The following is a 14,121-nucleotide window of genomic DNA, read 5'->3' as shown; positions in this document are numbered from 1 at the left end:
TCAAAGGCAATGAAGGAGAATCACTGCGTCCAGAATATCCGCATCGGGCGGGAATGGTCAGTCGCTGTTCGTGTTTACCGTGCCCTTTCCTGAGGCTTTTCCTGTGGGCGTGGTGCGCGGCGGTGGAACGCGGCGGCTCCCGGTGGCTTCGAAGGCCGCGGCCAGCCGCAGCACGTGGGTGTCACTGTAGGCGCGGCCGGCGATGGTGAGGCCAACGGGCATCGCGATATCCGCAGCGATGCCCATCGGAACCGTGACAGTGGGGATGCCGAGGTGGCGGGGTACCAGGTTTCCATTGGCCACCCAGACGCCATTGCGCCAGGCGATGTCCGCCGAGCGTTCATTGGTATCCGCGTCGGCAGGTGCCACGTCGGCCGCCGCCGGGAACACCACGGCATCCAGTCCCAGCCGGTCCATCCATTCCTCCAGGTCCACCCGGCGGGTTTCCTCAAGTCCCGCCAGGCCTTCGGGCAGGTGCGGAATGTCGGCCAGGACGGGAACCCCGTTGTCGCGGATCCAGGAAGGATAGTCGGCGATGTCGTCGTCGAACCCGTCGTAGCGGTCCGGCAGCGCGCCCTGGGGGGCGGGGAAGATCGCGGAACCGTCGACGTCGGCAAGGCGGTTCAGCCGCGGGTCGCCGTTGGCGTCGAGAAAGTCATGCCACGCCCAGGCCGACAGGTCCACGATCTCCCGCCGCAGATACTCCGGCGACACCAGTCCGCGGGTGGCGATGGTGGGCGAACCGGGCCGGTCGCCCTCATAGTTGGACACCACGGGGAAGTCCACTTCCACCACTTCCGCGCCCGCGGCTTCCAGAGCACGCCGCGCCGCGTTCCAGAGGTCCAGGATGGACCCGCGCGTCTCGATCCGTTGCCCCGTGGGACCGCCGATGCCAGGTGCTTCGGCCGTACCGGCGGCGGGATCGGCATTGATGTACATCCGGGGGATGCCAAGCCTTTGTCCCGCGAGCACGCCCGCGGCCGCCGAAGCGTCCCGGACCGCGAGGCCAACGTACGACGGCGGGCGGACGGCGGATGCCTTGGGCAGCGGGATCCACGGCTGGACGCGCCAGAAATCCCCGCGGGCCTCGGCGTCATCCGCCACCACCACATCCAGGACCTCCAGCAGGTCCGCCATGGTGCGGGTGTGCGGCACCACCACGTCCATGGGGGGTACCAGGGGCCAGTTGCCACGTACGGAGATGATGCCGCGCGAGGGTGTGTAGGCGCACAGGGCATTGTTCGACGCCGGTGCCCGCCCCGAGGACCAGGTTTCCTCGGCGAGGCCGAATGCCGCGAAGCTGGCGGCCGTGGCGGTACCGGAGCCGTTGGATGATCCGGAGGCGAAGGCGGCGGTGAGGTATTCCGCGTTGTAGGGGCTCTCCGCCCGGCCATATACGCCGCGCTGCATACCTCCGTTGGCCATGGGCGGCATGTTGGTGAGCCCGATCAGGACCGCCCCGCCTGCCCGCAGCCGTTCGATGGTGAAGGCATCCCGCTGTGCCACCAGGTCCTTGAAGGCCGGTGAGCCCGCGGCTACGGTAAGCCCCTTTACCTGGTAGCTGTCCTTAGCCGTGTAGGGGATACCGTCGAGGGGTCCCAGGGTGAAGCCGGCAGCGCGGCGCCGGTCTGACGCCTGTGCTTCGGCAACTGCGTCCGGGTTCATCACGACGAGGGCGTTGAGGCGTATGCCGTGCGAGTCATACTTCTCGATGCGGTCAAGGTAGAGACGGACCAGTTCCTCGCTGGTGACCTGGCCGGAGTCGAGGGCGGCGCGCAGCTGTGCGATGCCGGCCTCCACGACGTCGAACGTCTGCCCCACCGGCAGCGGAACCTGCGTTTCGGCGAGCTTCACAGTGTGCCTCCATCCTTGGCAGCCGGCTGCTGCTGCGTGATGCAGTGGATGCCGCCGCCGAAAGCGAAGATGTCCCTGGCATCCACCAGTTCCACGGTCCTGCCCGGATACGCGCGTTCCAGGATCCCCGCGGCGATGGTGTCGTTGGGATCGTCAAAGCTGCACAGCACCACCACGTCGTTGCCGACGTAGTGGTTGATGTAGGACCAATCCACCCAGCCATCAGCATCGCGCAACACCGTGGGTGCCGGGACGTCGATAATGCGCAGCGGCCGGCCCTTGGCATCCAGCTGGCCCGCGAGGACGGCCTTCAGCTGCAGGTAGACGGCATGGTCGGGGTGGGCGGGATCGTCCTGGCGGTGCAGCAGGATGGTGCCGGCGCCGGCGAAGGCTGCCACGATGTCCACGTGTCCCCGTGTGCCGAATTCGTCGTAATCCCGGGTCAGTCCGCGTGGAAGCCAGATGGCTTTGGTGGTGCCCAGGGCGGCGTGGACTTCTGCTTCAACCGATTCCTTGGTGGCGCCGGGATTGCGGCGGGGATCCAATTGGACCGTTTCGGTGAGCAGGACGGTCCCTTCGCCGTCCACATGGAACCCGCCGCCCTCATTCACCAAGGGGCTCGGCCAGACGGGAACTCCAGTGCCTATTGCAACAGTCCGGGCAACGTCCTGGTCCTTGGCCCACGCCGCCCACTCCTGGGCCCCCCATCCATTGAAGATCCAGTCGACGGCTGCCAGTGCGCCGTTGGGCTGGTGCACGAACGTGGGGCCACTGTCCCGCAGCCAGGCGTCATCGAGCGGGACCTCCACGACGTCGATGCCGCTGCCGAGCCATTCCCGTGCGGCCGTGGCGTCCCTGGGGTCAGCCACCACCGTCACGGGCTCGTGCCGGGCGATGGTCTGGGCCACCGTGGTCCAGGCGGCCCGGGCCCGGTCAAGGGTGGGGCTGCCTAGGGGGCCGAAGGTGTCGTTGGGTGGTGGAAACGCCATCCACGTGCGCTGGTGGGCCTCCCACTCTGCGGGCATGTGGCCTGCGGTGCCGGTGGATACGTGGTCAGGGGCGGCGCTGTCCCGGACTGCGGTATAATAAATGAATGCCATTCATTTATTATGGGGACCGTACTGGCAGCGCGCAAGAGTATTTCGTTTCAGTCCCTGCCTGTCCGGTCCACCGCCGACAGGATGGCCTGGGCCAGTTGGTCCGGTTTGGTGAACTGCGGCCAGTGCCCGGTGGGCAGGTCGATGAATTCCACGTCCCGCACCTTGGCCAGCTCCGCCACAAAAGGATGGTTTGCCGCGATCCACTCCCGGAGCATGGCCGAGGGGAACCCGCACGAGATGACGGTGGCGGGAACGTCGTAGCGGCGCCCGTCATGCAGGCGCTGCCTGCCGTACGCCACGCCGCGGGGTTCGGGAACGGCGCGGGCGCGGAATGACTGGCGCAGCCGGTCGTTGAGGTCCACCAGTTCGGCGTCGTCAAAACTCTGCCAGGGCGGCAGCGGGACGTCGTCCCCGTGGGCAGGCAACTGGTCGTTGATGACGCTGCCGTCAGCCAGCGGCCCGCTGTCCACGTAGATGGCGCGTTCCACCCTGTCCGGCCGCGCATCCACTACCCCGTGAATGATTGCCCCGCCGCCGGAGTGGCCCACCAGGACCACCCTGCCCGGCAGCCCGTCCAGGACCTCCACCACCGCATTGATATGGTCCTGCAGGCTGATGCCTGCGCGGCTGGCATCCACCGAGTCCTTGCCGGGAAGCGTGAGGGGATGGGGGCGGTGCCCGGCTGCTTCCAGGGCAGGTGTTACCCCCTCCCATGACGAGGCGTCCAACCAGAAACCGGGTACCAGGATGATGTCCATGACCGAACCCTACTCCCCACCCATGACACGGAATAGGCGTTCTCCTACCGCTTGCGCTTCCGGTCCTTGTCTCCGTTCCGGCTTCCGCGTTCGGAGGCCTCGCGCTCAGCCCAGCGTTGCGACTTCCCCGCCGAAACCACCTTCTGGTGCCACTCCCGGTGGTAGGCGCGCTGGGCGGCGACATCGGAGCGGCGCGCCAGCGCCGCCAGTTCCCGCTGCATCTTCAGATACGAGTTCCAGCGGCGCGCGGCCAGGACACCGGTGTCGATTGCTTCGCGGACGGCGCAGCCAGGCTCGCTCCCGTGTGAGCAGTCAGCGAACCGGCAGCCGGCAGCCAGTTCCTCGACGTCGCCGAACATCCCGTCCAGGCCGTCCCCGGCATCGAACAGGCCAAATCCGCGCACGCCGGGAGTGTCCATCAGCACCGTCCCGTTGGACAGCGGGACCAGCTCGCGGACGGTGGTGGTGTGCTTGCCCTTGAAGTCTCCGGACCGCACTTCGGCGGTCTGCTGGACGTCGCGGCCCACCAGGGCATTGATCAAGGTGGATTTGCCGGCACCGGACGGTCCCAGCAGCACGATGGTTCCGCCCGGCGGAATCCGTGCCATCAGTTCGTCGATGCCGTCGCCGTTTTCGGCGGATGTGGTGACCACCTCCACGCCCGCCGCCTGAAGGATAACTTTTCCGACGACGTCGTCCGCCACCTCGGCCAGGTCCGCCTTGGTGATGATCACCAGGGGGGTGGCGCCGGAATCCCATGCGGCGACGAGGGTGCGTTCCAACCGGTTGTGTGTGAGGGGCCGGTCCACGGGCACCACCACGCCCACGGTGTCCATGTTCGCGGCCAGGACCTGCGCGGCGGACGAATCCTCGAAGGCACGTTTGCGGCTGAGTTCCGAGCGGCGGGGGAGGACGGCCAAGATTTGCCGGTCGCCGCCCCGGTTGGGGCCGATCCAGACCCAGTCTCCGGTGACGGCCGGCTCGCCCGAGAGCGGGTAGGGCAGGTGGAGGAGACCGTCATGGACCGCAACGAGCAGCAGGGTGCGGTCCACGCGGACCACCCGGCCCCGTTCAGTTGCCGGCGGACAGGGATGCTGATCGAAATAGCCGGCAACGGCGGGCGTGTAGCCGTATGCGGAGGGGCCGGGCAGCGGACGAGTGCCAGCAGCGCTGTCTGTTTCTGTGGTGTTGGTGGTGTCCAGGGGGTTGCCTGAAGAAGTATGCACTGTGGTTCCTTGGGCTGTCCCCGGTGCAGTGCGGGTGGATGCGCAGCGTCAGGAACCGCGAAGGCAGCCGGGAGGGATGGTGGGTGTGATGGATGCGGGGCGCCCAGGGCGCGCGGCAACTGCAGTCATCAAAACCACCTCCATTCCCTTATGCGGTTTCCCGTCCTCCTGCCGGAAGCGGCGGGGCGGGACCGTCTCCCACTTTAGCGGCCGCCAACGCCGGAGGCTAGAGGTTGGCATCTTCCGCAGGGGATTGCCGCGTGCTACCGCCGAAGTTCCTGCGCCCGCTTCTGCCGTCCGCTGATGGACGAAGCGTAGCCGCAGTTGGTGCAGGTGATCAGGTATTTCCGGGACACCGTGAGGACAGGGATGAAGAACAGCGTGAACTTGGTGGACTGTTCGTCCAGGGCATGGTGGACGAAGGCGCCGCAGTGCTGGCAGGTTGCCGTCCGGCCCGGCAGGGCCTTGTGGACGGTCTTGAAGCCGAAAAGGAGGAGCATGGGCGGGCCTTTCATTGCCTGGGTGGTACCTGCCACCCTAGGCGAGTTTGACGGCTGTCCTTCAGGGGTACGGACGCTTCTGTACGGTGTGCGTGGATGCCATACTGTGCTGGGCAACATCGGGCCTTCTGGGGGGACTTCTGGCACATGGTTCTGGACACGGCGACCCTGCGCATCGCTTTCGGCCTCATGGCCCTGGTCCTGGTGGTTCTCTTCTACTTTTCCGCCTACCGGCTGACGCGTTCGCCATACAGCGCCTGGTGGTGCGGTGCCCTGCTGTTCTTCCTGGCCGGATCAGGCTGCTTCCTGTTTGACGGCACAGTGCATCAGGTGTGGGCCAACCCCCTGGGAAACACCCTGCTGGTGCACGGCGGCGTTGCAGTGTGGGCCGGGGCGCGCTCCCTGCGGACCGTACGGCCTCCCAGGTGGGCCTTTACCGGCATTCCCTTGGTCACCCTGGTGGCCTCCCTGCTGGACCAACCCGCCACCAACACCTGGTCCGGCGGCACGGTGTTCCTCGCCGCCATGAGCCTGACCGTCGGATTGGCGTCCCGTGAGCTCTGGCGCCTTGAGCCCGGGTATTCGCGGGTCCGGATCCCCATGGCTGTGGCGGCCGGAGGGCTCAGTGTCTTCTACTTCTTCCGGTGGCTGGCGTTCCTGGTGGAGGGCCAGAACGGGCCTGTCTTCGTCACCGTTTTTGGGTCCGCCATCACCACCCTGGTGACCATGGTCCTGCTGGTGGTGGTGTCCTTCAGCATGGCGGCCTTGAGCACCGAACAGCAGACGCGTGCCCTGCGCGTGGTGGCCAGCCGCGACGACCTCACCGGGCTCCTGAACCGCAAGGCCTTCCTGGACCTGGCCACCGAGCAGTTGGCCGACCGCACCATCACCGGCGGCTCGGGAGCCCTGATCCTTGCCGACCTTGACCACTTCAAGACTGTCAACGACACCTATGGGCATGCCGCCGGCGACCTGGCGCTGCAGGCCTTCGCCGACGCGTGCGCTGCCACCGTGCGCTCCACAGATCTGACGGGGAGGTACGGCGGGGAAGAGTTCGTCATCCTGGTTCCTGGAGCAAGCGCCGAACGGGCCGAGACGATTGCCGAGGAGATCAGCAGGCGCATGGCCGGCGCGGACACGCCGGGCGGCATGGAGATGCCCACCGCGAGTTACGGCATTTCCACTTACAACGGCGTGACCTCCGATGTTGACCAACTTATCGCCGCAGCGGATGCCGCCCTGTACCGGGCCAAATCGCTGGGCCGGAACCGCGCCGCCCGCAGCGACGGGCTGCGGTAGCTTTACTGCCACAAAGCGGCACGGTTCCGGACAGCCGGCTACTGGGACTGGAGCGCGTCCGCCTGTTCGGCCAGGACGGTGAGGGCCACGCTTTCCGGACGCTCCACCGTGCTCCGGATGCCGACCGTCATGCCGCTGCGTGCGGCTTTGAGGACGGATTCCATGACTTCCAGGACGTGGAAGGCAAGTGCGCCACCCGCCCTGGGCTCCTTGCCTTGCGGGGTGGCGGCAAGGTCCGCGATGCCGAACCCGCGTCCGGCGTCGACGTACCCTGCGGAGGCGGGAAGGGTCTCCCAGTCCTCGGCGCCGAGGGAGAACAGCTGGACGTCGCCGTCAAAGTGGTTCGGATCCGGCACCACCAGGGAACCGCGCTCGCCATGGATCTCGATGTTGGGCGACTTCGACTTCACGGCATCGAAGCTCATGAAGAGGGTGGACAGCGCACCGGAGGCGTGGACCAGGACGCCGGTCACGTGGGAGTCGATGGTGACCGGCACTTTCTCGCCCTGGCGCGGCCCCGAGCCGATGGTGCGCTCATTCCGGGTGTGGCTGGCCGCGCCCATCACGGAGACGACCGGACCCAGCAGGGTCACCAGGGCGGTGACGTAGTAGGGACCCATGTCCAGCAGCGGGCCGCCGCCGGGCTGGTAGTAGAAGTCCGGGTTCGGGTGCCAGCGCTCGTGGCCTGGGGTCACCATGGTTGCCGACGCCGAGATGGGGGCGCCGACCAGCCCGTCGTCGATCGCCTTGCGGGCGGTCTGGATGCCGGTGCCCAGTACGGTGTCAGGAGCGCAGCCGACGGCGACGCCGGCCTCGCGTGCCGCGTCCAGCACCTGGCGCGCCTCCTCAGTCGTGGCAGCAAGGGGCTTCTCGCCGTAGACGCTCTTTCCGGCGGCGATGGCCTTCAGTGCCACCTCGGCGTGGGCGGCGGGGATGGTCAGGTTCAGGACAAGTTCGACGTCGTCCGCGGCGAGGAGTTCCTCCACGGAGATGGCGCGGACACCTTCGTAGCCATCCGCCACGGCCTGGGCACGTGCGGGGTCCAGGTCCGCCACGGCCACCAGGTCGATCTGGCTGAGTTTGCGGAAGTTCGCCAGGTACTGCGCGATGATGGCTCCGCAGCCAATGATTCCGACTTTCAACGGCTTGCCCACAGCAGGCCCCTTTCGATGATGGTGCGGACATTGGTGTCCTGGAGGATTTCGACCCGATGGCCGGGGGTGGCGACGAAGATGCGGCCCTTGCCCCACTGGCGGGTCCAGATGGCGGGGGAGGTCACTTCACGGTTCCATGGGTCCCATTCACGGACCTTCTGGGTGGTGGTGGCCAGGACATCGATGTAGTCGTCGGAGAGGACCCAGTACTGCTCGGTGACCAGGTCGAAGTCCTGGATGCCCCGGGTGATGGGGTGTTCGGCGGCCGCGGGCAGCATGTTGACGGTATAGGGCACGTAGTTGTCCGACTGCTCGCCGATGCACTCATCCGGGTGCTTGCCAGGGTGGCAGGCGAACTGGCCGCCGATCAGGTGCAGGTAGTCGGAGGTGTTCCGGTAGGAATCGGCGATTCCACCGTGCCAGCCGGCCAGGCCGGTGCCGTTCTCCACGGCGGCCCGCAGTCCGGCGAACTCGTCCTTTTCGATGGTGGACATGGTCATGCACTGCATGATCAGGTCCACACCGGCCATATAGGCGGCGTCGGCGTAGACCTTGGGGGATTCCTCCACCCGGACGTCATAGCCGTTGTCTCTGAGATAGGGAATGAAGAGCTCGGTGGCCTCGTAGGGCTGGTGGCCGTCCCAGCCGCCGCGGACCACCAGTGCATTCTTTCGTTCTGTCATTGAATTTCCTTTGTTTGGCTACCGGCCTTGCGGGCCGGAAAGAGCAGGGGGTCAGCGGCTGGCGAAGGCGGCGTCGAAAGCGGCTGCGGGCGGGGCGATGCGGGCCAGTTCCTGGACCATGGCAAGGGCCTGCGGGGCGCCGATGAGGCGGTCCATTCCGGCATCCTCCCATTCGATGCTGGTGGGGCCGTCGTAGCCAATGGCGTTCAGGGTCCGGAAGATCCGGTTCCACTGCACGTCACCGTGTCCTGCCGTGACGAAGTCCCAGCCCCGCCGGGGATCCGCCCAGGCGAGGTGCGAACCCAGGCGGCCGTTGCGGCCATCCAGCTGCCGGACGGATTCCTTTACATGCACATGGAAGATCTTGTCCGCGAAGTCCTGCAGGAACATCACGGGATCCAGGTCCTGCCAGATGAAGTGGGAGGGGTCGAAGTTCAGGCCAAAGTTCGCCCTGTGGCCAATAGCCTCAAGGGTCCGTTTCGCCGTCCAGTAGTCGTAGGCGATTTCAGACGGGTGGACCTCGAGTGCGAACCGGACACCTGCCTCGTCGAAGACGTCCAGGATGGGGTTCCACCGGTCCGCGAAGTCCTGGTAACCGGCGTCGATCATTGCCTGCGAGGCCGGCGGGAACATGGCGACGGCCTTCCAGATGGACGAGCCGGTGAACCCCGTCACGGTCTTGACGCCAAGCCGTGCGGCCGCCCGCGCGGTGTCCTTCATGGCCTCCGCCGCCCGCCGGCGCACCCCTTCAGGCTCGCCATTGCCCCAGACTTCCGCGGACAGGATGCCCTGGTGGCGCTCATCGATAGGGTCATCGCAGACGGCCTGGCCCGTGAGGTGGTTGGCGATGGCGAAGACCTTGAGGTTGTTCTTCTCGAGGATGTCCAGCCGGCCCTGGAGGTAGTTGTCGTCCTCCGCAGCCCGGCGGGGGTCCAGGTGGTCGCCCCAGCAGGCGATTTCCAGCCCGTCAAAGCCCCACTCGCCGGCAAGCCGGGCCACTTCCTCGAAGGGCAGGTCGGCCCACTGGCCGGTGAACAGCGTGATTGGTCGTGTCATTGGGTGTTCCTTGGTTTCTTGAAGCTGTAGGTCGCTCAGACTTTTTGCCACTGGCTGGAATTCGCGGCGCTCGACTCCACTGCGGCGAGGACCCGCTGTACCTGCAAGGCGTCGGCGAACGACGGTTCCGGTTGGCGGCCCTCGCCGATGGCCGTGACAAGGTCCACCACCTGGTGGGTGAAACCGTGCTCGTACCCCAGGCCGTGGCCCGTGGGCCACCAGTGCCCCACGTACGGGTGCTCGGGCTCGGTGACGAAAATCCGGCGGAAGCCGGCGTCCGGCGATTCGGCCGAATCGTAGAAGGACAGGACGTTCATGTCCTCGAAATCAAAGGCGAGGGAACCCTTGGTGCCGTTGACCTCCAGCCGCATGGCATTTTTCCGGCCCAGGGCGTAGCGCGTTGCCTCAAAGACGCCGATCGCGCCCGCGGAGGCGCCGCCGTCGAACTTTGCGCTGAAGATGGCCGCATCATCAACGGTGACGGTCCCGCGGGGGGTGTCACTGCTGAGGTCGCCGTGGCCCCCAAGGCCCACCAGGTCGCCTGCCAGCGGACGTTCCAGGACAAACGTTTCCAGCATTGCCGACACCCCGCTGATGTTCTGCCCCGTGACCCACTGGGCGGCGTCGATGCTGTGTGCGCCGATGTCGCCCAGGGAGCCGGAACCGGACTTGTCCTTGTCCAGCCGCCAGGTCATGGGGGCGTTGGCGTCGGAGAGCCAGTCCTGCAGGTACTGGGCCCGGACGTGCCGGATGTCGCCAATCCGTCCTTGCTCCACGAACCGCTTGGCCAGTGCCAGTGCCGGGGTGCGGCGGTAGCTGAAGCCGCACATGGAGAAGACGCCATGCTTTGCGGCGGTCTCCGCTGCCAGTGTCATCCGCTCGGCTTCCTCCACGGAGTTGGCCAGCGGCTTTTCGCACAGCACGTGCTTTCCGGCCTCGAGGGCTGCGATGGCAATCTCTGCGTGGGTGTTGCCGGGCGTGCAGATGTCGATGAGGTCGATGTCGTCGCGCTCGATCAGGCGCCGCCAGTCGGTCTCCACCGACTCCCAGCCCAGCTTGTCAGCGGCCGCTCGGACGCCGTCGGCATTCCTGCCGGCGACCGCGGTGAGCTGTGGCTGCAGCGGCAGGTCGAAGAACCGTGGCGCGGTGCGCCAGGCGTGGGAGTGGGCGGCACCCATGAAGGCATAGCCCACCATGCCGACCCGCAGGGGTTTGGCGGTGGTCATGGACGTGTCCTTTCTACTTGCTGAAGCCGGCCGTCAGGCCTGCCAGCAGTTGGCGGCGGCCGATGACGTAAAGCACCAGGATGGGCAGCGTGCTGAGCATCACCGAGGCTAGAACGGCCGGGATATTGACGCTGAATTCACCCTGGAAGCTCCACAGGCCCAGGGGCAGGACGCGCAGGCTGGGGCTCTGGGTGAGGACCAGCGGGAGCAGGAACCCGTTCCAGACATGCAGGCCGTTGTAGATGGCAACGGTCACAATAGCCGGGCGGGTCAGGGGCAGGGCGAGCCGCCACATGGTCTGCCACTCGCTGCAGCCGTCCAGCCGCATGGACTCGAACAATTCGTTCGGGACGTCGCGGATGAAGTTGGACAGGATCAGCACCGTGAGGGGGATGGCAAAGGCAATGGACGGCAGCATCAGTGCCAGCAGGCTGTCGTACAGGTTGAGCCGGATGATCATCAGGTAGATCGGGATGATCGTCGCCTGGAGCGGGATGGCCAGCCCCATGAGGAACATGCCGTTGACCAGCTTGAGGAACCTTCCGCTGCCCCGGACGATCGCGAACGAGGCCATGAACGAGATCAGCACCGTGGGAATTACGGAACCGAGCGTGACGATGACGCTGTTCATGAAATATGTGGCGAAGTCTTTCTCAAGGACCAGTTGGTAGTTCTCCAGCGTGGGCGAGGTGGGGACGGCCAGGGGATTCTGGCCGAAGTATCCCGCCTGCGTCTTCAGGCTGGTGATCACCACGTAGTAGATCGGCAGGATGATAATGGCCAGCCAGATCCACCCACCGAGGCCGCCGGGGATGTTGAGCCGCCTCAGCCGTTGGCCGAGTCCCTGCTTGGGTGCGGCGGAACCGGCCGTGGTTCCGGTCCGGGCCTCCTGCGCATTGCTTTTCAGGACGGTACTCACCCTACAAACCTTCCAATTGGCTGCCTTGTTTGTCCTTGCCGCCAAGACGCTGGAGGAACAAGGCCAGTGCAAGGCCGATGATGACGAGAATGACGGCGATGACGCTGGCCGGGCCCATGAGGTTGGCCCGGAAGCCCCGCAGGTACATGTCCAGGGCCAGGATCCGCGTGGAGTTTCCCGGTCCGCCGCCCGTGAGGACGAAGATCAGGTCGAAGTAGGTCAGCGAACCCACCACCATCAGCGTGGAGGACGTGATGATGGTGTATTTCAGCTGGGGCAGGGTGATGTGGAAGAACTGCTTGATGGTTCCGGCACCGTCGATCTGCGCTGCCTCGTAAAGGGACTTCGGGATCTGCCGCACCCCGCCCTGGTAGATGAGGGTGTGGAACGGGACGAACTGCCAGGCGATGACGAAGATGACCAGGCCTACGGCCAGTTGGGGTACCCCCAGCCAGTCCTGTGCCAGGAAGGGCAGCCCCAGGCCGGTTGCCAGGCCGAAATTCGGGTCCAAAAGGGCCTTGAAGGCGATGGCGACGGCGGCTGAGGACAGCAGGAGGGGCAGGAAGTACAGGACGGCAAGGGCAGCCCGGTAGCGCTGGCTTCCCGCCGTGAACACCCCCAGGAGCAGGCTGATGGGAGTCTGGACCAGCCACGAAACGATCATGATCAGGAAGGTCAGGCCCAGGGCGTTGTACAGTCCCGGATCCGCCAGCACAGAGAACCAGTTGTCCAGTCCAGCTGCCCCGATGGCACCGATTCCGTCCCAGCTGCTGAAGCTGAGGATGAGCACCCCGGCCAGCGGGATGACTGCGAACACCAGGAAGAAGAACAGTGCCGGCAGGGTCAGCCACGCCAGGGCGGCCCTGCGCTGTTCGGTCTGCTTGGAATCTTTCGCCCTCGTGGCGGCCCGCGGGGCAGTGGAGACGGCGTTGCTCATTTCCCTAGGGTGCCGTTCATGTTCTCGGCGAACTGCTGCGGCGTGATCGACTTCAGGAACAGCTGGTCGATGTTGTTCAGCAGGGCCTCAGCTGCGGTGGGGCTCAGCGCCTGGTCCCAGGACTGCTGGAAGTTGGGTGCGTTCTTGGCCATGTCGTAGACGAAGTTCAGGAACTCCTTGTCCGGGGAGGTGTTCAGCTTGTCTTCGATGCCGTTGACAATCGGCACGGAGCCGGAGTTGATGTAGGCGTCGACCACGGTATCGGTCAGGATCCCGTCCTTGAAGAACTTCTTGGCGGATTCCTTTTCCTTGTCGCTGGCCTTGGAAGAGATTGACATGTACGCCGCGGGGTTTCCGACGCCGTTCTTCGGGTCGCCCTTGCCGCCGGCAACCGTGGGGAAGGGGACGAAGCCCAGCTTTCCGTCCTGCACAAAGTTCTGGCCGGCCTTCTTCATGGCGCCATAGGTCCAGGAACCGTGCAGCATCATGGCTGCCTTGCCGGAGAACAGGAGGGCCTGGTCTGCCTGCGAGTCGGCAGTGATGGAGGAGAAGCCCTTGATGAAGCCGTCAGCAGAGACCAGCTCCTGGATCTTGGTGCCGGTCTCGATCACGGCCGGGTCCATCCAGGAATTGGGCTTGCCCTCGAAGATCGCCTTGAAGACGTCCGGCCCGCCGATGCGGTCCAGGAGGTATTCAAGCCACATCATGGAGGTCCAGCGCGACTGGCCGCCCAGGGAGAACGGGGCTACGCCCATGCCGTTGAAGGTCTTGACCAAGGACATGATGTCGTCCCAGGTCTTGGGCGGCTGGACGCCTGCCTTCTGGAACAGTTCCTTGTTGTAGAACAGCACGATCGGGGCGACGTACTGGTTGGGCAGGGCGTAGATCTTGCCGTTGACGGTGGCTGCACCGAACACGGACGGGAAGAACTTCTTCTTCAGGTCCGGATTCTGGTCGAACCAGCTGGTGAGGTCCTCAACCTGGTTGGCCTCGGCGTAGGTCTTCAGGCCACCGCCGCCCCAGCCGTAGATGATCGTGGGTGCCTGGTTGGCGCCGATGGCGGTCTTGATCTTGGTCTTGTAGGCGTCGTTCTGGAAGTACGTGACCGTGATCTTGTCGGCGGAGTTTGCCGAGTTAAAGGCATCCACGGCTTTCTGCATGGTGGTCTGGTTCGGCTCGCCGGACAGGTACCACATGCTGGCGCCCCCGCCGCCGCTGGAGGCACCGGGGCCGGACGTCCCGCAGGCAGTGGTCGCGGCAACGGCAAAGGGAGTGAGGGCAGCGAGGGCGAGGAAAGACCGCCGGGAGGACTGGGGTTGCTTCATTGCTTCTCCATTGTGAATTTGCGTCGGGGTACGGGGCGTCAGCTCCGCCGTTCGTTCGAAACATTTCGAACGGTGATATAAGTC

General features: G+C 65.8%; 13 protein-coding genes. 1 reads left to right on the top strand and 12 read right to left on the bottom strand.

Annotated features, from left to right (window positions below; translation table 11 throughout):
• Positions 1-57: 57 nt before the first annotated feature.
• From AC3ANU_RS01955 to AC3ANU_RS01935, 5 genes are all read right to left on the bottom strand, one after another.
• Entirely contained in the window at positions 58-1,854 is a 1,797-nt protein-coding gene (locus AC3ANU_RS01955) for an amidase (protein WP_488315366.1), read from the bottom strand.
• Positions 1,851-2,954: an agmatine deiminase family protein gene (locus AC3ANU_RS01950; RefSeq protein WP_488315365.1), complete on the bottom strand. Its 1,104-nt coding sequence runs from the start codon at positions 2,952-2,954 to the stop codon at positions 1,851-1,853. The genes AC3ANU_RS01955 and AC3ANU_RS01950 overlap by 4 nt, the downstream gene beginning before the upstream one ends.
• A 47-nt stretch (positions 2,955-3,001) precedes the next feature.
• Positions 3,002-3,712, bottom strand: a complete 711-nt coding sequence (locus tag AC3ANU_RS01945; RefSeq protein WP_056389617.1) for an alpha/beta fold hydrolase — start codon at positions 3,710-3,712, stop codon at positions 3,002-3,004.
• A 44-nt stretch (positions 3,713-3,756) separates the two neighbouring features.
• On the bottom strand, positions 3,757-4,938 hold the full coding sequence (gene rsgA / locus AC3ANU_RS01940; protein WP_056389614.1) for a ribosome small subunit-dependent GTPase A: 1,182 nt from the start codon (positions 4,936-4,938) through the stop codon (positions 3,757-3,759).
• Positions 4,939-5,201: 263 nt separating this feature from the next.
• A complete protein-coding gene (locus AC3ANU_RS01935; protein ID WP_488315364.1) occupies positions 5,202-5,474 on the bottom strand; it encodes a zinc-ribbon domain-containing protein in 273 nt (90 codons plus the stop codon).
• A gap of 111 nt (positions 5,475-5,585) precedes the next feature.
• On the opposite strand from AC3ANU_RS01935, the gene AC3ANU_RS01930 reads away from it, so the two are divergent.
• A complete protein-coding gene (locus AC3ANU_RS01930; protein ID WP_488315363.1) occupies positions 5,586-6,737 on the top strand; it encodes a GGDEF domain-containing protein in 1,152 nt (383 codons plus the stop codon).
• Positions 6,738-6,775: 38 nt separating this feature from the next.
• Here AC3ANU_RS01930 and AC3ANU_RS01925 read toward each other — a convergent pair whose 3' ends face one another.
• The 7 genes from AC3ANU_RS01925 to AC3ANU_RS01895 are packed head-to-tail and all read right to left on the bottom strand — an operon-like array spanning position 6,776 to position 14,037.
• A complete protein-coding gene (locus AC3ANU_RS01925; protein ID WP_018770395.1) occupies positions 6,776-7,891 on the bottom strand; it encodes a Gfo/Idh/MocA family protein in 1,116 nt (371 codons plus the stop codon).
• Positions 7,876-8,574 (bottom strand): ThuA domain-containing protein, encoded by a 699-nt coding sequence (locus AC3ANU_RS01920; RefSeq protein ID WP_488315362.1) that lies wholly within the window; start codon positions 8,572-8,574, stop codon positions 7,876-7,878. The genes AC3ANU_RS01925 and AC3ANU_RS01920 overlap by 16 nt, the downstream gene beginning before the upstream one ends.
• Positions 8,575-8,625: 51 nt before the next feature.
• Positions 8,626-9,630: a sugar phosphate isomerase/epimerase family protein gene (locus tag AC3ANU_RS01915; protein WP_134164834.1), complete on the bottom strand. Its 1,005-nt coding sequence runs from the start codon at positions 9,628-9,630 to the stop codon at positions 8,626-8,628.
• A gap of 35 nt (positions 9,631-9,665) precedes the next feature.
• A complete protein-coding gene (locus tag AC3ANU_RS01910; protein WP_488315361.1) occupies positions 9,666-10,856 on the bottom strand; it encodes a Gfo/Idh/MocA family protein in 1,191 nt (396 codons plus the stop codon).
• Positions 10,857-10,869: 13 nt separating this feature from the next.
• A complete protein-coding gene (locus AC3ANU_RS01905) occupies positions 10,870-11,775 on the bottom strand; it encodes a carbohydrate ABC transporter permease (protein ID WP_056389602.1) in 906 nt (301 codons plus the stop codon).
• A gap of 1 nt (position 11,776) precedes the next feature.
• A complete protein-coding gene (locus AC3ANU_RS01900) occupies positions 11,777-12,712 on the bottom strand; it encodes a carbohydrate ABC transporter permease (protein WP_018770390.1) in 936 nt (311 codons plus the stop codon).
• On the bottom strand, positions 12,709-14,037 hold the full coding sequence (locus AC3ANU_RS01895; protein ID WP_018770389.1) for an extracellular solute-binding protein: 1,329 nt from the start codon (positions 14,035-14,037) through the stop codon (positions 12,709-12,711). Before AC3ANU_RS01895 ends, AC3ANU_RS01900 begins: the two co-directional genes overlap by 4 nt.
• Positions 14,038-14,121: the final 84 nt, after the last annotated feature.

Source organism: Arthrobacter sp. SDR-2R, from assembly GCF_057747955.1.
Note: the sequence above shows the minus strand (reverse complement) of the source record. Positions and strands in the feature narration are given on the sequence as shown.